Raw genomic sequence first — 17,595 nt, forward strand, 5'->3', positions numbered from 1 at the left:
GATGACCCTGCTCGAACTCCGCGACCTCACCATCACCTACGCCTCCGCCCGCGGCCCGGTGCCCGCCGTGCGCGGGGTGAACCTGTCCCTGGACGCCGGGCAGACCCTCGGTATGGCGGGGGAGTCCGGCTGCGGGAAGTCCACCGTGGCCATGTCCATCCTGCGGCTGCTGCCGCGCAGCACCACCATCGGCGGCCAGATCCTCCTCGACGGCGAGGACGTCACCGGCATGTCCTGGGGACGGCTGCGCGCGGTCCGCTGGGCCGCCGCCTCGGTGGTGTTCCAGGGCGCGATGCACGCGCTCAACCCGGTGCGGCGCATCGGCGAGCAGATCGCCGAACCCATCCTGCTGCACAACGGCGCGGGTGCGGCGTCCAGCCGACAGTCCGATGTGGACAGAGCGGTGGCCGAACTCCTGGAACGGGTCGGACTGCCCGCCCGGCACGCCCGCGCCTACCCGCACGAACTCTCCGGCGGGCAGAAACAACGCGTGATGATCGCGCTCGCGCTGGCCTGCTCCCCACGACTGGTCATCGCCGACGAACCCACCACCGCCCTGGACGTCATGGTGCAGGCCCAGGTCCTGGACCTGCTGGCCGAACTGGTCGCCGAACGCGGCATCGGCCTGATGATGATCAGCCACGACCTGTCCGTGCTCGCCCAGACCTGCCAGCGGCTGGCCGTGATGTACGCGGGTCGCATCGTCGAACTCGGCCCCTCCCACCAGGTCACCACCGCCCCCGTGCACCCCTACAGCGCCGCGCTGTCGGCCGCCTTCCCCACCGTCGGCGACCCGGCCTCCCGGCTGGCCCCACGCGGCCTGCCCGGCGACCCGCCCGACCCCGCGGACCTGCCCGGCGGCTGCCCGTTCCACCCCAGATGCGGTGTCGCCCAACCGGAATGCGCCACCCAGGACCTCCAGTTGCGGCCCGCCGGACCCGAACACACCGCCGCCTGCGTGCACGCCCACATCCCCGCCCCGGAGGCCGCCCGATGAGCCCGCTGCTGCGCGCCGAGGACCTCGCGGTGCACTTCCGCTCCCGCAACGGCGCCACCGCCCGCGCCGTGGACGGGGTCAACCTCACCGTCAACGCCGGCGAGATCACCGCCCTGGTCGGCGAATCCGGCTGCGGCAAAACCACTTTGGCCCGCACCCTGCTCGGCCTGGAACGCCCCACCCGCGGCCAGGTCAGCTTCGAGGGCGAGCCGCTGCCCTACACCACCAAGGGCCTGCGCGCCTACCGCCGCCAGGTCCAGCTCATCCTGCAGGACCCCACCGGCGCGCTCAACCCGCGCCAGACCGTCTACGAGGCCGTCGCCGAGGGCCTGCGCATCCACCGCACCCCCGGCAACGAGGCCGACCAGGTCGCCGACGCCCTCTCCCGGGCGGGCCTGCGCCCACCCGAACGGTTCTTCCGCTCCTTCCCACACGAACTCTCCGGCGGCCAGCGCCAGCGCGTGGTCATCGCAGGCGCCCTCGCCCTGCACCCCCGCCTGCTCATCGCCGACGAGCCCGTCGCGTCCCTGGACGCCTCCGTCCGCGGCGAGATCCTGGCCCTGCTGCTCACCCTCCGCGCCGACCTCGACCTGGCCGCCCTGGTCGTCACCCACGACCTGGGCCTGGCCTGGAACATCGCCGACCGGGTCGCGGTGATGTACCTGGGCCGGATCGTGGAGGTGGGCCCGGTCGAACAGGTCCTCACCCACCCCCAGCACCCCTACACCCAGGCGCTGCTCTCCGTGCTCGGCGAAACGCCCACGGTGCTCACCGGCGAGGCCCCCGACCCGACCCGCGTGCCCGGCGGCTGCCGCTTCCACCCCCGATGCCCCGCCCTGGCCAGCGGCGCAGCCGACCCGGTGGCCGAGTCCTGCCGCCGCCGCGACCTGCCCATCCTCACCGGCCAGGCCGACATCGAAGTCGCCTGCCACCTGGCCACCGCCCCCGTGCGCGGCTGAGATCCAGGTCAGGGCATTCTGAACCCGTGCCACCGGAACCCGCCATCCCCGTCGAGCTAGTCCAGCACGCGCTACGCGCCATGCGCGCCGGCACCTTCCGCGTCGACACCATTCCCGGCGGGGTGACCGTGAGCCTGGTGATGGCGGTCAGCCCCGCCGGCCGTCGCAACGCCGCCGAACGCCTCACCCGCTCCCTGGCCGAGTACAACCTCACCCTGGACGCCCCCGACCCGATCACCGCCCTGACCGACAGCCCGACCGGCTTGCGCGTCATCCCCGCCCATGGCTGAGCGCCTCGGCGGCACACCCGCCCCCGCCACCGACACCACGGTCCACAACCGCGACTGGGACATCGACCAGGACCTCGACGGCCAGACCTTCACCAGAGTCGCCTTCCTCGACGTCGACCTGTCCGAGATGTCCAGCCGCCAGGCCAGTTTTGTCGACTGCACCTTCCGGCAGTGTCGTTTCAACGCCGCCGAACACACCGGCACGGCTTTCCTGAACTGCACCTTCACCCGCAGCCGCTTCTTCGACACCACCTTCACCGACTGCAAACTCACCGGCAGCATGTTCGACAACTGCACCTTCGAGCTGTTCAAGGTCAGCGGCGGCGACTGGTCCTACGTCGGCCTCCCCGGCGCCAACCTCAGCCGCGCCACCTTCACCGGCACCCGCCTGCACGAGGCCGACCTCACCGCCGCCCGCCTCCCCAGCGCCACCCTGCACCGAGTCGACCTGACCGACGCCCTGCTGCACCGCGTCGACCTCACCCGAGCCGACCTCCGCGGCACCGACCTGTCCGCCCTGGACCCGCGCAACGCCGAACTCGAAGGCGCCCTGATCGACCCGGAACAAGCCCTGGTCATCGTCACGGCGCTGGGCCTGCGCGTCGGCTAACCTCGACAGAAAGGGGTTGAGTCCATGACCGAACACAAGCCGGACCCGAAGTTCGCCAAACTCCCCGACCGCATCCCCCTGTCGGAAACCAGCCCCGCCAAGGACACCAGCCAGCCCCCCGACTTCGACGGCGGCAAAACCGAACGCGACATCGCCCTGCAATACCCCGCCTGACCCCCAGCCCCCGCCCCCCCCCAGCAGCACACCCGGCCTCCGCAGCCCACCCGGCCCCGCAGCCGCACCTGGCCCACCGCTCGGCCCACCGCGCTACCCCGCCGCACCGCACCGCCCTGCCACACCGCCGCCCCGTCGCCGCACCGCCCCGTCGGCCTGTCGGCCCGCAGCGCTGCGCTGCCCAAGCGCCGGGTGCCCCGCGCTGGTCCCTGCCCCAGGCTCGGTCCCTACCCCAGTCCTTGCCCCAGTCCTGATCCCTGCCCCAGTCCTGATCCCAGCCCCAGTCCTGATCCCAGCCTCGGGCCCGGTCCGGCCTGGCTCCGATCCCCGTCCCGGCGTCGGCATCAACCACCAGCGTCGAGGTAGCTCCGGCACAGGCACCAAGCCCAACCCAGCCGCCACCATCCTCACCGCGATGCGCCCTCCCAAAAACCGCGCGCCCTGACCGGCCTCCACCGGCTAGCTTCCCCGCCATGAAAGCCCGGCCACCGGACCTGGACGACCACACCCTGCACCAGGCCCTGCAAGCCTGGAACATCACCGCCACCACCCTCACCCACGCCCCCGTCGGCTTCGGCGACCACCACTGGACCGTCACCGACCAGCACACCCGCCGCTGGTTCATCACCGTCGCGGACCTCACCGCCAAACCCCACTGCGGCCCCACCCCCGCCACCGCCTGGCACGGCCTCCACCAAGCCATGACCACCGCGGCCGCCCTCCCCCTGGATTTCATCGCCGCCCCGGTGCCCACCCCCGAGGGCGACACCCTCCGCCGCCTCGGAGTCCACTACGCCCTCAGCGTTTTCCCATTCCTGGACGGCACCACCGGCCACTTCGGCGACCCCGTCAGCCGCCCCGACCGCACCGCCACCCTCACTCTGCTGGCCCACCTCCACTGCACCAAACCCCCAGCCACCACCCCGATCTTCCCACCGGCCCTACCCTCCCGCGCCACCCTCACCACAGCCCTGGCCACCCTGCACAGTCCCTGGACCGGCGGCCCCTTCGCCGAACCCGCCCGCGCCCTGACCGCCCAGCACGCCACCCACCTGCACCACCGCCTGACCGAGTTCGACCGCGGAGCCGCCACCCTGCACGGCGCCCCTGTGATCACCCACGGCGAACCCCACCCCGGCAACCTGATGCGCCTGGAAAACCGCCACATCCTGCTCGACTGGGACACCGTCGGCCTGGCCACCCCCGAACGCGACCTCTGGCTGGTCGCCCAGGACGATGAGGACCTGGCCCACTACACCGAGATCAGCGGCCGCCCGGTCGATCGCTCGGCACTGGAGCTGTACCGCCTACGCTGGGCCCTCGACGACGTGGCGGCGTTCCTGCACTGGTTCCGCTCCCCACACGCCCGAACCCCCGACACCGAACGAGCCTGGACCGGTTTCACGGAAACCCTGTCCGCGCTCACGGGTAAGCCGGGCACCGCCACCGCGCTCGCAGGCATCATGGCCACGGCCAGCACGGCCAGCACGGCCAGAGGCGAGGCGGGCGCCGCCATCACGGTCTCAGACACCGCAGCCGCGGATGCCGTGGTCACGGATCCGGATCCCACCGCCACGGATCCCACCGCAGCGCCCTAATCAGCACGCCGACCACCGCACCTAGCCGGAGGAGTCAAGTCGGTCGCACGACGCCAACCGCCCGATCCACACCGCGCGGCACGCAAGCACCCTAGGCCGGGCCACGCAGGAGCCGGGTGGTCGAACTCCTCCTCCCCCCCGCCCCCGAGAGTGATCGAACTCCCCGGGGCCCGCGCGTTCCCGATCACGGGATCCGAGCCCGCCCAGCAATCCGGCTGGCTAGTGTGGGTGATCATGAGCGAGCAAAAGGAACGCATGCTGCGCGGCGAGCTGTACCGCGACAACGATCCCGTGCTGGTCGCCGAGCGCAGGCATTGCCAGCAGTTGGTGGACCGGTTCAACGCGACCCGCTCCGGTGAGGACGAGGCGCGGCAACAGATCCTGACCGAGCTGCTCGGCGGGATCGGCGCCGGATCGTGGATCATGCCACGGTTCCAGTGTGACTTTGGCTACCTCATTCGCATGGGGGACAACAGTTTCATCAACTACGACGCGATCCTGATGGACTGCGCGCCGATCACTATCGGCAACGACGTGTCCATCGGCCCGCGGGCTCAGCTGCTCACCTCGTTGCACCCGATCGAGGATCACGAGCTGCGGCGGCAACGCTGGGAGACCGCGGCACCGATCATCATCGGGGACAACGCCTGGCTCGGCGGTGGGGTCATCGTCTGCCCCGGCGTGACCATCGGCGCGAACACCGTGGTCGGCGCGGGCAGCGTGGTGACCAGGGATCTGCCTGAGCGGGTGCTGGCCGTCGGCAACCCCTGCCGGGTGATCAGGGACTTGTGAGTTCCTGACCTGCGGCATTACCTCTGAGGTAATCGACAGCTTGACCTGTGACGGGAGATCGTCATGTCCACAAGGACAGCCGAACTTCCGATCAAGGAGTCACGATGACCACTCAGGTTTCCGCCGCCACCGCCAATCCCGCCGGTCTGCTCCGCTTCGCCCTGCGGCTGGACGCGGTGGCCACCGGCGCCATGGGTGTGCTTCTGCTGCTGGGCAGCTCCTTCCTCGCCGAGTTGCTGGGCCTGCTCGCCGGGCTGCTGCTCGGGGCGGGTGTGGTGCTGGTCGTGTTCGCGGCCGGAGTCGCCACCGTGGGTCTGCGGCGGCAACTCAGCCGGGTCGGCGCCTGGGAGATCGTGGTGATCAACGCCCTGTGGGTCGCGGCCAGCGTGGCGGTCGCGGCCACCCTGCCGACGACCGGCCTGGGCGTGGCGTTTGTGCTGGTCCAGGCGGCAGTGGTGGCGGTATTCGCTGAACTGCAGGTGGTCGGGCTGCGCCGGTCCGCCCGGTAATCCATGGCTTGTCCAGGGCCTCGGTGGTCGCTACAGTTGCGCTCCATTCAAACTTGAGTAACGGGGGAGTCATGCGCATTCTGGTCACCGGGGCCAGCGGAACCATCGGCGGCGAGGTCCTGCGGCAACTGCTCGCCGCCGGACACACGGTGCGAGCACTCACCCGGGATCCGGACCGGGCCGGCCTGCCCGAGGCCGCCGAGGTCCTCCGCGGGGACCTGACCGCCCCGGAAACCCTCACCGGGGTGTTCAAGAACGTGGATCGGCTCTTCCTGGCACCTGCTTTCGCTGTGTCGGCAACGGTGAACGACGTGCTGGCGACCGCGACCACCGCCGGTGTGCGGCGGGTCGTGACGCTGTCCTCGGGTGCGGTGGTGGAGGACGAACCCGGCCATGGGGACGCCGACTACCACCACGCCGACGAGGTGACCGTGGAACAGGCGGTGCAGGCCGCCGGGGTTGAGTGGACGCACGTGCGGGCCGGGGAGTTCATGGCCAACACGCTGGACTGGGCACCCGCCATCCGGACCACGGGTGTGGTGCGCTCGCCCTTCGGCAAGATCGCCTCCGGGATGGTGCACGAGACGGATATCGCCGCGGTCGCGGTCGCGGCGCTCACCGAGGACGGACACCACGGCGCCAAGTACGTGCTCACCGGACCCGGGCTGGTCACCCCGCCGGAGCAGGTCGCCGCGATCGGCGCGGCGATCGGGCGCGACCTGCGTTTCGAGGCGATCAGCCCGGACCAGGCACGGGCGGACTGGCTGGCACAGGGCTATGACCGGACCTTCGTCGAGTGGATGCTGGGACATGAGGACGCTCCTGTCTCCGAATTGGATCTGGTGGGGGCGGCGGAGTTGACCAATGACGTCGAGCGGGTGCTGAACCGGCCCGCTCACACCTACGCGCGATGGGCGGCCGATCATGCCGACGACTTCCGGTAGCCGGGGGCCGAGGAGCCCCGCCCGGGACAGTCCCGGCCGCGACAGCCGCGGCGAGCCGGTCACCGGCGGCAGGACCGCCGCGGCCAGGAATGGCCGGCACGAAGGCGTCGCGACCGCGTCGCCGCCGTCCGCCTCGGTCACGACCCTCGCGGGCACGGTTCAGCGTTCTCGGCCTGGACCAGGTCGTGTGGCCACCACGACCCAGACCACGCGGCCGGTCGGCGAACTGCTCCGTGAGTGGCGGGACCGCAGGCGGCTCAGCCAGCTCGAGTTGTCGGTGCGGGCCGACATCTCCACCCGGCACCTCAGCTTCGTGGAGACCGGGCGGTCCAAGCCAAGCCGGGACATGCTCCTGCACCTGGCCGAGCACCTGGACCTGCCACTACGGGAACGCAATCACCTCCTTCTCGCTGCTGGATACGCGCCGGTCTACGCCGAGTCGGCACTGGATTCGCCGCACATGACCGCGGTCCGGACCGCGGTGCGGCAGATCCTCACCGCCCATGAGCCCTACCCGGCCATCGTTATCGACCGGGCCTGGACCATGGTCGAGGCCAATACCAGCATTGGCGTGCTGACCGAATCGGTGCGACCGGACCTGCTGGTGCCACCGGTGAACGTGTTGCGTGCCAGCCTGCATCCCGAAGGACTCGCGCCGCGGATCGCGAACCTGGGGGAGTGGCGGGCACATCTGCTGGGCCGGCTGCGGCGGCAGGTGGCGATGACCGCCGATCCGGTGTTGACCGAGTTGTACGAGGAACTGTCCGGCTATCCGTGCGCCGAGCCGGAGCCGGAGATCGAGCTGCCCGGACCGGGCGAGGTCGTGGTGCCGCTACGCGTGCGCCACGAGGGCCGGGAGCTGACCTTCTTCAGCATGGTCGCCACATTCGGCACGCCGGCGGACATCACCGTCTCCGAACTGGCGATCGAGTCGTTCTTTCCCGCCGATGAGGCGACCGCGACCGTGTTGCGCACACGGCGGGGTTGACCGACTCAGGCGATCGGGTTCATGGTCTGCCTCCTCACTGCGCCCACGGGGGCGCGAACACCTGACCGTTCAGCTCCGCCGAGATGCCCGCGCTCGTGCACGCCAGGACCGAGAGCGGGCGCTCGGCGGTACAGCTCGCCGGGCGCGATGGCCAGCGCCATGCTCGGCGCGACCACCCGTTCGACCCCGTCCGCGGTCGCGGTCAGCGGGCCGTCCACGGGCACGAAGACCTCCTCGCGATCGACCGTGTGCGCGTGGAATGTGTTGGCACCCAAGGAGAACGTCGGTCCGGGGTAGGTCCTGTTCATCTGTCCCTCCAGTGAGATGGTCAAGCGGCTTGTCGAGATTGAAGGTAAAGCAGCTTGACCACATCGCGCAAGTCGGTGTTGAATGCAGATGGGCGAACGAGCGGATCTAGGGTGGCGCCATGGCCGAGAGGCAGCTTCCCGTGACGCTCGCGATGGTGTTCCGGTTGATGAACGACCGCGTGCATGCGCGGATGGACGAGCAGGGATATCCCGGGCTTCGACCCGCCTACGGATACGCCTTCAACTTCCTGTCGCACAACCCCACGACGACCGCGGTGGCGCTGGCCATCCATCTTGGGGTCACCAAACAGGCGGCGGTGCAGCTCGTCGAGGAACTGGAGAATCAGGGTTTTGTGGCACGGCGCCCACACCCGGGCGATGGTCGCGCCAAGATCGTCGAACTGACCGAACGAGGCAGACAGTGCATCCAGGAAGTCGAGCTGATGTGGCTGGAGGAGGAGGAACGTTGGGAACAACTGGTTGGTAAGCAGGCGCTGGAGGAGGTGCGATTCGCGCTCTGGGCTTACGTGCGCAATTCAGAGCGACCGGTCGGACTGCGACCACTCTGGTGACACGTTCCGGTGGCGAGGGCCCGGGCTGACGGGCCGTCGACCGTCGTGGACATGACCGTCAGCGCGGACGGCGGTCAGGGCGACGGGCGACGGGCGACGACCAAGCTGACGAAGGGCCAATGCGGTGCGGGCCGCGCTGGGCTGAGACTGGCGGCGCCTGACCGAGTCGGATGCGTCGGCGCGACTTGCTCGGGCAGCGGATGGACAGGGCGCGGCTGGTCGCGGGCCGCTGTCGCAGGTCAGACCTGCTTGGCGACAGTCATGATCGAGGTCGCCAGGGTCGCGCACTGGGGGAGTGGGCTCGGTGAACTGGTTGAGGGCCGGATCGGCCTAGGCCAGGTCGGCGGGACTGTGCAGGCGGTGCCGAGCCGGAGCCCGTGGCCGGCCTGGCCGAGGCGGCCACGCCGGTGCTGATCAGTTGACCGGGGTGACCAGGCGGAGTGAGCTGAGCAGCAGCTCGGTGAAGTCCGCGCCGATCTCGGTGACGCTCTTCGGGCCACTCGGGCGGTACCAGACCGCCATGTGGTGGATGGCGCCGAAGAAGGAGTGCGTGACCAGGTCCGCCGAGATGTCCGGGCGGAACTCGCCGGCACGCTGGCCTTCTTCGATCAGGCCGCGGAAGCGCTCGTGGTAGCGGCGGCGTTCGGCGCGGACCGTGGCCAGGGTGGTCGGCGGGAGGTGGTGCATCTCGCGGAAGAACACCGTCACCTCGCGCAGGCTGTTCGCGCTGCTGGTCACCACGTCCTCGGCGGCGGCGCGCAGGCGTTGTGCGGGCGATCCGGAGCTGGTCGCGATCTGTTCGAGGCGGTAGGTCTGCAGGAACAGCAGGCGCCGGTAGACCTCGTGCAGTAGCTCTGCCTTGGACTTGAAGTAGTGGTAGAGCCCGCCCTTGGTCACCCCGGCGGCGTCGGCGATCTCCTGGACCGAGGTGGCCGGGTAGCCCTTGTCGGCGAACAAGCGCGTTGCGGCATCGACCAGTCGCTCCGGGACAAACCGGTCGGTCGGTGCGGACTCGGATCGTGCTGACACAGTGCTGATAATGCCACTAACTGGGGTGATTCACTGCACCCGATGAGCGGCATTGCCGACATTCCAACCGGTCGGTAACCTCCGTGGGGTGGCATTGACGGACACCCGAGAGATCGACGCGCTGGTGGTGGACTACGGCGGGGTGCTGACCACCTCGATCCGGTCGTCCTTCCGCGACTGGTGCGAGGCCGACGGCATCACCCAGGACAGCCTGCGCGACCTGCTCGGCGACTGGCTGGGCGCGCGGGCCGAGCCCGGCAACCCGATCCACCTGCTGGAGACCGGCGAGCTGGACACCGGCGAGTTCGAGCGGCACCTGGCCGCCCGGCTCACCACCGTGGACGGCCGGGCCATCGACTCGAAGGGACTGATCCGGCGGATGTTCGCCGGGGTGGGCCCGGACGAGGCGATGCTCGACCTGCTGCGGGATGCCCGCGAGGCCGGACTGCGCACCGCGCTGCTGTCCAACAGCTGGGGCGGCGGCTACCCGATGGAGCGGCTGCGCGAGCTGTGCGAGGTGATCGTGATCAGCGGCGAGGTCGGGCTGCGCAAACCCGACGCGGCGATCTACGAGCACACCCTGGAACGGCTGGGGCTGCCCGCGGGGCGTTGTGTGTTCGTCGACGACGCGGAGCCGAACGTGCTGGGCGCGCGGGCGGTGGGCATGCACGCGGTCTGGCACACCGACGCGGCCGGCACCGTCGCGGCGGTGAACGCGCTCGCGCCGGGACTGGCGGGAGGATCGGCATGACCGGGCCGGAGAAGACTGGCAAGCCCAGGACGCTCGGGAGTTCCGGAGCCTCCGTGGGCGGGGACTCCGGAACCCCCGCAGGCGGATCCTCCGGAGTCCCCGTGGGCGGATCCGAACAGCTGCCAGGCCTTGACCTGGGGCGATTCCGCGCCTACCTCGATGAGCAGCGGCCCGGACTGCGCGCCGGGGAGCTGACCGCCGAACTCATCGCGGGCGGGCGGTCCAACCTGACCTACTCCGTCAGCGACGGAGAGCACGACTGGGTGCTGCGGCGGCCGCCGCTCGGGCATGTGCTGGCCACCGCGCACGATATGGGCCGGGAGTACCGGGTGATCACCGCGTTGCGGGACACCGCGGTGCCGGTGCCCACCACCGTGCTGCTCTGCGCCGACCCGGAGGTGCTGGGCGCGCCCTTCTACCTCATGGACCGGACGCCGGGGCAGGTGTTGCGCACGCGGTCCGACGCCGCCTGGCTGCGGCCGGAACAGGCTCGGGCGTTGTCACTGGAACTGGTGGAGGTGCTGGCAGACCTGCACGCCGTGGCGCCCGAATCAGTGGGCCTGACGGACTTCGGGCGGCCGGACGGGTTCCTCACCCGGCAGGTCAACCGGTGGAAGAAGCAGCTGGACGCCTCGCGGAGCCGGGAACTGGCCGGGATCGACGACCTGCACGCCCAGCTCGGCGCGCGGATCCCGGAATCGGGAGCGCCCGCGATTCTGCACGGTGACTACCGGCTGGGCAATGTCCTGGTCGGCGCGGATCCGCTGGGCATCACCGGGGTGCTGGACTGGGAGATGTCCACCCTGGGCGACCCGCTGACCGACCTGGGACTGCTGGTGGTCTACAACCATGACCTCGGCGCGGCCGGCGAGGAGATCTCCGGCAGCAACTCCGTGCCCGGACTGGCCGGCACCGACGAGCTGATCGCGCATTACGCCCAGCACGGCGGCCGCGACGTCGGCAGGCTGAACTGGTACGTGGCGCTGAGCTTCTTCAAGCTCGCGGTGATCGTGGAGGGCATCCACTTCCGGTTCGTGGCCGGCAAGACCGTCGGCGCGGGCTTCGACAAGATCGGCAAACTCACGCCCCTGCTGGTGAGCAGCGGGCTGAACGCACTGGCAGAGGAGAGCTAGATGGACTTCGCCCTCGACGAGCGGACCCTCGAACTGCGCGAGAAGCTGCTGGCGTTCATGGATTCCCACATCTACCCGGCCGAGCAGGAGCTGCTCGGCAAGGACGTCGCGCCCGGCGCGGAGTGGGACCGGCCGTCGGTGATGGAGGATCTCAAGGAGGAGGCGCGCAGGCGTGGCCTGTGGAACCTGTTCCTGCCCGGCGCGCACGGCGCGGGGCTGACCAACCTCCAGTACGCCTCGCTGGCCGAGATCACCGGCCACAGCCCCAGTCTGGCCCCGGAGGCGCTCAACTGCGCCGCGCCGGACACCGGCAACATGGAGCTGCTGGCCGAGTTCGGCTCCGAGGCACAGCAGCGACGGTGGCTGGAACCGTTGCTGGGCGGGCAGATCCGCTCCGCGTTCTGCATGACCGAGCCGGAGGTGGCCTCCTCCGACGCGAGCAACATCGCCACCCGGATCGACCGCGACGGCGACCATTACGTGGTCAACGGCCGCAAGTGGTACGCCTCCGGTGCGATGAGCCCGGACTGCGCGGTGCTCATCGTCATGGGCAAGACCGACCCCGGCGCGGAACGGCACCGCCGGCAGAGCATGATCATCGTTCCGTCGGACACCCCCGGTGTGGACATCAAGCGCGGCATGCACGTCTTCGGCTACACCGACGGCGCGCACGGCGGGCACGCCGAGGTGGTGTTCACCAACGTCCGGGTGCCGGTGGAGAACCTGGTCGCCGGCGAGGGCGACGGGTTCGCCATCGCGCAGGCCCGGCTCGGGCCCGGCCGGATCCACCACTGCATGCGCCTGGTCGGCATGGCCGAGCGTGCCCTGGAACTGATGTGCCGGCGGGCCCTGGACCGGGTCGCCTTCGGCAAACCCCTGGCCGAGCAGGGCGTGGTGCGGGAGTGGATCGCCGAATCCCGGGTGCGCATCGAGCAGACCCGCCTGCTGGTGCTCAAGACCGCGTGGCTGATGGACACCGTGGGCAACAAGGGCGCGCACACCGAGATCCAGGCGATCAAGATCGCCACCCCGCGGATGACCGAATGGGTGGTGGACAAGGCGATCCAGGCGCACGGCGCGGGCGGGGTCAGCCAGGACCTGCCGCTGGCGCACCTGTGGGCCCAGGGCCGCACGCTGCGCCTGGCCGACGGTCCGGACGAGGTGCACCTGGCCTCGCTGGCGCGGCGGGAACTGAAGAAGTACAAGGGCTAGACAGCGAGGAACCGGGTCCGGTATGTCCACAATGGACATACCGGACCCGGTTCTGGGCTCAGCTACGCCGGAACGAGAACGGGCAGTGCGTGCCGCCCAGGCCCAGCGTGGTCGGCCGCTCGAAGGTCAGGCCGTGCCGGTCCGGGTCGATCGCGCCGATCCAGCTCTCGTCGAAGGCGCACAGCGCCGGCGTCAGCTCCGCGGCATCGTGCGCCTTGAGCACCTCGTGGTAGAAGCACTGCCGCACCTCCAGCAGGTACTCGCGGTCGTCGTCGGCCGCGCGGTGGAAGGTGAAACCGGCGCCGAAGGCGTGTTCCTCCCGTGCTTTGCTGATCGCGACCATGGTGCCGAAGGCGTCCTCGGCGTAGTCCAGGGCGTACCGGGTGCCCTGGGCGATCTGCTCGCCCAGCGGCTCGGCCAGCGCGCGCCGCAGCAGCGTGTGCCGGTCGATCTCGCCTGGCAGCAAGCGGAAAGCGGCCACCACCATGGTGGTCAGCGCGAGGTTGTGCCGGGCCGCCTCATCCACGATCCGATGGGACTGGGCCGCGGCCAATTCCGCGCCCAGCGCCCTGGTCGCGGCCGGGTCGAACCCGGGGACCCGCTCGGCGAGCCAGGTCAGGAAAGCCTCGATCAGCGGCGGAATCTCGACCGCGGGATCCGGCACATAGGCGGCGTCGAGCGAATCGAACTGGTTGGTGGACATACTGGTCCTCTCTCAAGGTCCCAGCGCGCTCCACCAACCGACCTGGCGCTGACTAATGGTTGACGTCAGCCACTATGGCACAGCCCCTAAGTCGCCAGGGTGAAATCGGTGAAGGTGGCGGTGAACCCGGTGCCGTCCGGGGAGGCGCACATCGGGCCGATCCAGGCCGGCCGTTTCGGCGGCAGGTAGGCCACCCGCAACATGGTCTCCGGGGCCGCGCCGTCCACGCCGTAGCGCACGGTCACCGCGTCGCCGGAACGCTCCACCGACAACCGCACCTCACGCAGCCCACCCGGCGCGGGCAGCACCGACCAGTCGGAGAACTCCCTGGTGGCGACCGCGCTCAACCACAGCCGGCCGTCCAGCTCGATGCCGGTCTTGATCCAGTTCCGCTCGTCGAGGCGGATCATCAACCCGGCCTGGTCGTAGCGGTCGTGGTAGTCGCCGCGGAAGGTCACCGACGCGGTGAAATCCCCGGAGACCCGGCGGCCGAGAAAGTGCCCGGTGTCGCGGATGAAGCCGTAATGGGTGACGCGCCAGAAGTCGGTGTCCGGTGCCGTCCGCACGGTCAGCCGTCCGTCCGCCACACTCCATTTGGGCGGCTCGTTGAGCCAGGCCCAGTCACTGCTGCCGAAGTCCGCCGCACTCATCTCGCGATCCTAGGGCGGTGGAAACTCGGTTGGCTCCGGCCGGACGGCGGGAGCATGATCGGCGGCGATGGCTACCGAGTCCGTTCTGGTGAACTTCGTCTACGCCCACAACGTCGGCCACGCGATCGAGGCGTTGCACTACGCGCACGGCTACCACCTGGCCGATCCGGACCGGCGGATCGCGGTGGTGCTGAACAAGAAAACCCCGGTCGAACTGGCCTCCTGCTGCGATTGGGTGGACGAGGTGTTCGAGGTCGAGGTGGACCTCTTCGACGGCGAGTTCGACGCCGCGGCCGCGCTGGCCGGGATCCCGAGGGACTGGGACTGGGTGGTCGGCGACCTCCGCGGCACCCAGGACGTCCAGCGGGAGCTGTTCCCCGGCCTGGCCCGCTACTACGACACCGCCGCCACCCACTTCCGCGCGGCCAAGGGCACCGGCCACGCCGGCCTGGTCAAGATCGGCCCGTCCTACCGGCCGCATCAGGAACTGCGCCTGCGCCTGCCCCAGACCGAGCTGGACCGGGGCGCGGCGCTGCTGGGCGCGGCGCCGGTGAAGATCGCGGTGCTGCCGGGCGGCAGCGCGCCCCGCGAGTACTACCCGTCGATCGCCTCCTGGGAACTCATCCTCGGCGGGCTGGCGGCGAAGTTCCCTGGCGCGCGGTTCTGCTTCCTCGGCAAGCTCGACACCGGGGACGGGCGCACCGGCACCAGCTTCGGCGCCGGCGAACTCGACCGGTTGCGCACCGCCTTCCCCAGTGTGGCCGCGGTGGACGTGCCCCTGGTCGAACAGCTGGGCGCGCTGGCCGCCTGCGACCTGCTGGTGTCCCCGCACTCGGGCTTCTCCTTCACCGCGGGCACCCTCGGTGTGCCGTGGCTGACGCTGTCCGGGAACCGGTGGCCCGAGTACTACTTCAACGGCGTGCCGTTCTACTCGGTGCTGCCCGACCAGGATCGGTTCCCCTGCTACAGCATGTTCGCCGCCGATCCCGACCTGGTCGAGGAACCCGGCGGGCCCCGCGCGCCCAGCATGAGCCAGGCCCGCTTCGCCGCCGATCTGCCCGAAATCGTGGCCGGCGCGGAGCTGTTGCTGGGTGACTGGAGCTATCCGGATGCGCTCAGTGACCACTTCCAGCGTCTGAGTCGCCGTTTTCCCGACTGGAGCACGTGGTTCTTCGCCATTGATGGTGTGCATCTTCCGTTCATAAGCTGATCGGGGAGTCCTCGTTCACCTGATGCGGGCGGATGACGCGGTTGACCCGCTCAGCGCTCGAACACGTCACTGAGTCTTGGCATGCTGTATCTCTGCGTGACCAGTTCGCCACGGCTTCAGGAGACGACCATGCTCAGTGCGTTGCAGCGCGAGAACATCGGCGCGCTGTTCGACGTGTTCGACCACAGCGGCCTCGGCCGCATCGAGTGGGCGGACATGGAGCGCATCGCGCTGACCGTGATCGCCCGCCTCGGGATGACCGTCGACGACCCGAAATGTGTGCTCTACCTGCAGGCTTATCGACGGTGGTGGGCGCAGTTGCAGCACGACGCCGGCCACGGCGACATCGGCAGGGTGGACCGGCCCTCATTCATCGCCGCTTTCGAGAAGGGCATGATGGCCGAGCCCGGGTACCTGGACCGGGTGCTCTCGGTCGGTCTGACCGCTTTCGACGCGGCGGACACGGACGGTGACGAAGTCCTCGATGAGGAGGAACTGGTCACGCTCTACGTCGCCAGCGGCCTGCCCAAGGAGGGCGCGACCGCGCTGTTCCAGCAGATCGACACCGACGGCGACGGCAAGATCAGCCGCCAGGAATGGCTCGCGGCCAGCCGCGAGACCTATGTCGGCGACGATCCCGAAGGTGTCGGCGCCAGCACCCTGGCGCAGAACTGGCTCGCCCAGACCTGACCGGCCATGACCAGCATCCTTCCCGTCGCCCCCCGCCGGCTGCCCGGCCTCGGCCATCTGCCCTACCTGGCATGGGACCAGGTCGGCTTCTACACCTCGCTCCTCGGTCTCGGACCGGTGGTGCGCATCTACTTCGGTCCGATGGAGGCGTTGCTGCTGACCGATCCGGCGCTGATCCACCAGGTGCTCGTCACCGAGGCGGACAAGTTCGCCAAGGGCCGCATCTTCCGCAAGACCCGCCCGTTCTTCGGCAATGGCGTGGCCACGTCCGACGGTGAGTTCCACCTACGTCAGCGCAGGCTGATGAGCCCTGCCTTCCACCAGCAGCGCCTGGCCGGATACGGCGACGTGATGCGCGCCGAGGTGGAGCGGATGATCAAGGGGTGGAAGCCGGGGCAGCGGATCGCCTGGGAACAGGCCATGTACGCGGTGACCCCGCACATCATCGGCAAGACCCTCTTTGGCAGCGATCTGGGTGCGGAGGCCGCCGCGGAGATCCACCGGTCACTGCCCCTGGTGCTGCGCGGCGCGGTCACCCGCTCGCTGAACCCGCTGCCGTGGCTGCCCGCCGCGGTGTCCCGCCGTTACGACGAGGCGGGCCGGCGCCTCGACGTGATCATCGACCGCATCCTGTCCAGCTATGCCCACGACGACACCGACCGCGGCGACCTGTTGTCCATGCTGCTGCACGCCCGCCACGACGACACCGGCCAGAGCATGAGCCGCCAACAGGCCCGCGACGAGATCATGACCCTGCTCGTCGCCGGCACCGAGACCGCGGCGGTGACGCTGTCCTGGCTGTTCCTGGAACTATCCCGGCACCCGGCGGTCGAATCCCGGCTCCACGCCGAACTGGACGCCGTCCTGGCCGGCCATCCGATCACCTTCGCCGACCTGCCGCGCCTGCCGTACCTGCGGCGAGTGGTCGACGAGACACTACGGCTGCACAACCCGGTGCCGATGTCGATGCGCGCCGCCCAGACAGAGGTCCGCCTCGGCCCGGCGCTGACCCGCCCCGGCACGGAGGTGGTGTACAGCCCGCTGGCGCTCCATCGCGATCCCCGCTATCACCCGCGACCGCTGGAGTTCGATCCGGACCGGTGGGCGAGTCCGCCCGCGCCGGGTACCTACCTGCCTTTTGGCGGGGGGCGGCACAGGTGTATCGGGGAGCGGTTCGCGATCGCGGAGATGATGATCGCGACGGCGACGATCGCGGCGGAGTGGCGGGTGCGGTCGGTGCCGGGGTATCGGGTGCGATCGGTGGCTTATACAACACATCATCCGGTGTCGCTGCCGATGATTCTCGAACGGCGGTAGTTGGGGTGGGGTTTTGGCTGGTCGAGCTTGGGAGGGAGGGAGTTGGATCACCTGATCGGGTGGGAGAGTGAAACATGAAGGCAACCAAAACGCGGGTTTCCGCGTTCCGCTAGAGAGCGGTGTGCGGGGCGGAGGGCCGGAGGCGCGGTTGGGCGACCG

19 protein-coding genes and 1 pseudogene are annotated in these 17,595 nt (G+C 70.0%); 16 read left to right on the forward strand and 4 right to left on the reverse strand.

Annotated elements, in window-relative coordinates; all coding sequences use genetic code 11:
* Nucleotide 1 precedes the first annotated feature (1 nt).
* From ACTOWY_RS18980 to ACTOWY_RS19020, 9 genes and pseudogenes are all read left to right on the forward strand, one after another.
* Nucleotides 2–1,869 (forward strand): annotated as a pseudogene (locus ACTOWY_RS18980) (dipeptide ABC transporter ATP-binding protein); the annotation flags it as partial.
* Between the two features lie 113 nt (nucleotides 1,870–1,982).
* A complete protein-coding gene (locus ACTOWY_RS18985; RefSeq protein WP_441310973.1) occupies nucleotides 1,983–2,246 on the forward strand; it encodes a hypothetical protein in 264 nt (87 codons plus the stop codon).
* On the forward strand, nucleotides 2,239–2,856 hold the full coding sequence (locus tag ACTOWY_RS18990) for a pentapeptide repeat-containing protein (protein ID WP_441310974.1): 618 nt from the start codon (nucleotides 2,239–2,241) through the stop codon (nucleotides 2,854–2,856). Before ACTOWY_RS18985 ends, ACTOWY_RS18990 begins: the two co-directional genes overlap by 8 nt.
* Before the next feature lie 24 nt (nucleotides 2,857–2,880).
* Nucleotides 2,881–3,030, forward strand: a complete 150-nt coding sequence (locus tag ACTOWY_RS18995) for a hypothetical protein (RefSeq protein WP_441310975.1) — start codon at nucleotides 2,881–2,883, stop codon at nucleotides 3,028–3,030.
* A gap of 473 nt (nucleotides 3,031–3,503) precedes the next feature.
* Complete coding sequence (locus tag ACTOWY_RS19000) at nucleotides 3,504–4,628, forward strand: phosphotransferase family protein (RefSeq protein WP_441310976.1); 1,125 nt, start codon at nucleotides 3,504–3,506, stop codon at nucleotides 4,626–4,628.
* A 234-nt stretch (nucleotides 4,629–4,862) separates the two neighbouring features.
* Complete coding sequence (locus tag ACTOWY_RS19005; RefSeq protein WP_441310977.1) at nucleotides 4,863–5,420, forward strand: sugar O-acetyltransferase; 558 nt, start codon at nucleotides 4,863–4,865, stop codon at nucleotides 5,418–5,420.
* Between the two features lie 104 nt (nucleotides 5,421–5,524).
* Nucleotides 5,525–5,929, forward strand: a complete 405-nt coding sequence (locus ACTOWY_RS19010; protein WP_441310978.1) for a hypothetical protein — start codon at nucleotides 5,525–5,527, stop codon at nucleotides 5,927–5,929.
* Between the two features lie 71 nt (nucleotides 5,930–6,000).
* Nucleotides 6,001–6,873, forward strand: coding sequence for an NmrA family NAD(P)-binding protein (locus ACTOWY_RS19015; RefSeq protein ID WP_441310979.1), 873 nt, complete (start codon nucleotides 6,001–6,003; stop codon nucleotides 6,871–6,873).
* A 187-nt stretch (nucleotides 6,874–7,060) separates the two neighbouring features.
* Complete coding sequence (locus ACTOWY_RS19020; protein WP_441310980.1) at nucleotides 7,061–7,861, forward strand: helix-turn-helix domain-containing protein; 801 nt, start codon at nucleotides 7,061–7,063, stop codon at nucleotides 7,859–7,861.
* Nucleotides 7,862–7,866: 5 nt separating this feature from the next.
* Here the strand turns inward: ACTOWY_RS19020 and ACTOWY_RS19025 are convergent, their stop codons facing one another.
* A complete protein-coding gene (locus ACTOWY_RS19025; protein WP_441310981.1) occupies nucleotides 7,867–8,169 on the reverse strand; it encodes a hypothetical protein in 303 nt (100 codons plus the stop codon).
* A 119-nt stretch (nucleotides 8,170–8,288) separates the two neighbouring features.
* On the opposite strand from ACTOWY_RS19025, the gene ACTOWY_RS19030 reads away from it, so the two are divergent.
* A complete protein-coding gene (locus ACTOWY_RS19030; RefSeq protein WP_247757085.1) occupies nucleotides 8,289–8,741 on the forward strand; it encodes a MarR family winged helix-turn-helix transcriptional regulator in 453 nt (150 codons plus the stop codon).
* A gap of 414 nt (nucleotides 8,742–9,155) precedes the next feature.
* Here the strand turns inward: ACTOWY_RS19030 and ACTOWY_RS19035 are convergent, their stop codons facing one another.
* Nucleotides 9,156–9,770 carry a TetR/AcrR family transcriptional regulator gene (locus ACTOWY_RS19035; RefSeq protein ID WP_441310982.1) on the reverse strand — a complete coding sequence of 205 codons (615 nt, stop codon included), beginning with the start codon at nucleotides 9,768–9,770 and terminating at the stop codon, nucleotides 9,156–9,158.
* Nucleotides 9,771–9,858: 88 nt separating this feature from the next.
* Here ACTOWY_RS19035 and ACTOWY_RS19040 point away from each other — a divergent pair, with 88 nt between their 5' ends.
* The 3 genes from ACTOWY_RS19040 (at nucleotide 9,859) to ACTOWY_RS19050 (ending at nucleotide 12,866) form a co-directional block, all read left to right on the forward strand.
* Nucleotides 9,859–10,521: an HAD family hydrolase gene (locus ACTOWY_RS19040; protein ID WP_441310983.1), complete on the forward strand. Its 663-nt coding sequence runs from the start codon at nucleotides 9,859–9,861 to the stop codon at nucleotides 10,519–10,521.
* Nucleotides 10,522–10,622: 101 nt separating this feature from the next.
* Nucleotides 10,623–11,654: a phosphotransferase family protein gene (locus ACTOWY_RS19045; RefSeq protein ID WP_441310984.1), complete on the forward strand. Its 1,032-nt coding sequence runs from the start codon at nucleotides 10,623–10,625 to the stop codon at nucleotides 11,652–11,654.
* Nucleotides 11,655–12,866: an acyl-CoA dehydrogenase family protein gene (locus ACTOWY_RS19050; RefSeq protein ID WP_441310985.1), complete on the forward strand. Its 1,212-nt coding sequence runs from the start codon at nucleotides 11,655–11,657 to the stop codon at nucleotides 12,864–12,866.
* A 58-nt stretch (nucleotides 12,867–12,924) separates the two neighbouring features.
* Here the strand turns inward: ACTOWY_RS19050 and ACTOWY_RS19055 are convergent, their stop codons facing one another.
* Together ACTOWY_RS19055 and ACTOWY_RS19060 are read right to left on the reverse strand one after the other, a co-directional pair.
* Nucleotides 12,925–13,569, reverse strand: a complete 645-nt coding sequence (locus ACTOWY_RS19055) for an L-2-amino-thiazoline-4-carboxylic acid hydrolase (protein ID WP_441310986.1) — start codon at nucleotides 13,567–13,569, stop codon at nucleotides 12,925–12,927.
* 86 nt (nucleotides 13,570–13,655) lie between these two features.
* The gene (locus ACTOWY_RS19060) at nucleotides 13,656–14,219 is read right to left on the reverse strand and encodes a DUF1349 domain-containing protein (RefSeq protein ID WP_441310987.1); all 564 of its coding nucleotides are present in this window, start codon (nucleotides 14,217–14,219) and stop codon (nucleotides 13,656–13,658) included.
* A 67-nt stretch (nucleotides 14,220–14,286) separates the two neighbouring features.
* On the opposite strand from ACTOWY_RS19060, the gene ACTOWY_RS19065 reads away from it, so the two are divergent.
* From ACTOWY_RS19065 to ACTOWY_RS19075, 3 genes are all read left to right on the forward strand, one after another.
* On the forward strand, nucleotides 14,287–15,429 hold the full coding sequence (locus ACTOWY_RS19065) for a glycosyltransferase family 9 protein (protein ID WP_441310988.1): 1,143 nt from the start codon (nucleotides 14,287–14,289) through the stop codon (nucleotides 15,427–15,429).
* 129 nt (nucleotides 15,430–15,558) lie between these two features.
* Nucleotides 15,559–16,119 carry an EF-hand domain-containing protein gene (locus ACTOWY_RS19070; protein WP_441310989.1) on the forward strand — a complete coding sequence of 187 codons (561 nt, stop codon included), beginning with the start codon at nucleotides 15,559–15,561 and terminating at the stop codon, nucleotides 16,117–16,119.
* A 6-nt stretch (nucleotides 16,120–16,125) separates the two neighbouring features.
* Complete coding sequence (locus ACTOWY_RS19075) at nucleotides 16,126–17,436, forward strand: cytochrome P450 (RefSeq protein ID WP_441310990.1); 1,311 nt, start codon at nucleotides 16,126–16,128, stop codon at nucleotides 17,434–17,436.
* The last annotated feature ends 159 nt before the right edge of the window (nucleotides 17,437–17,595 follow it).

The sequence above is a fragment of the Crossiella sp. CA198 genome (genome assembly GCF_052078295.1).
Classification (GTDB): domain Bacteria; phylum Actinomycetota; class Actinomycetes; order Mycobacteriales; family Pseudonocardiaceae; genus Crossiella.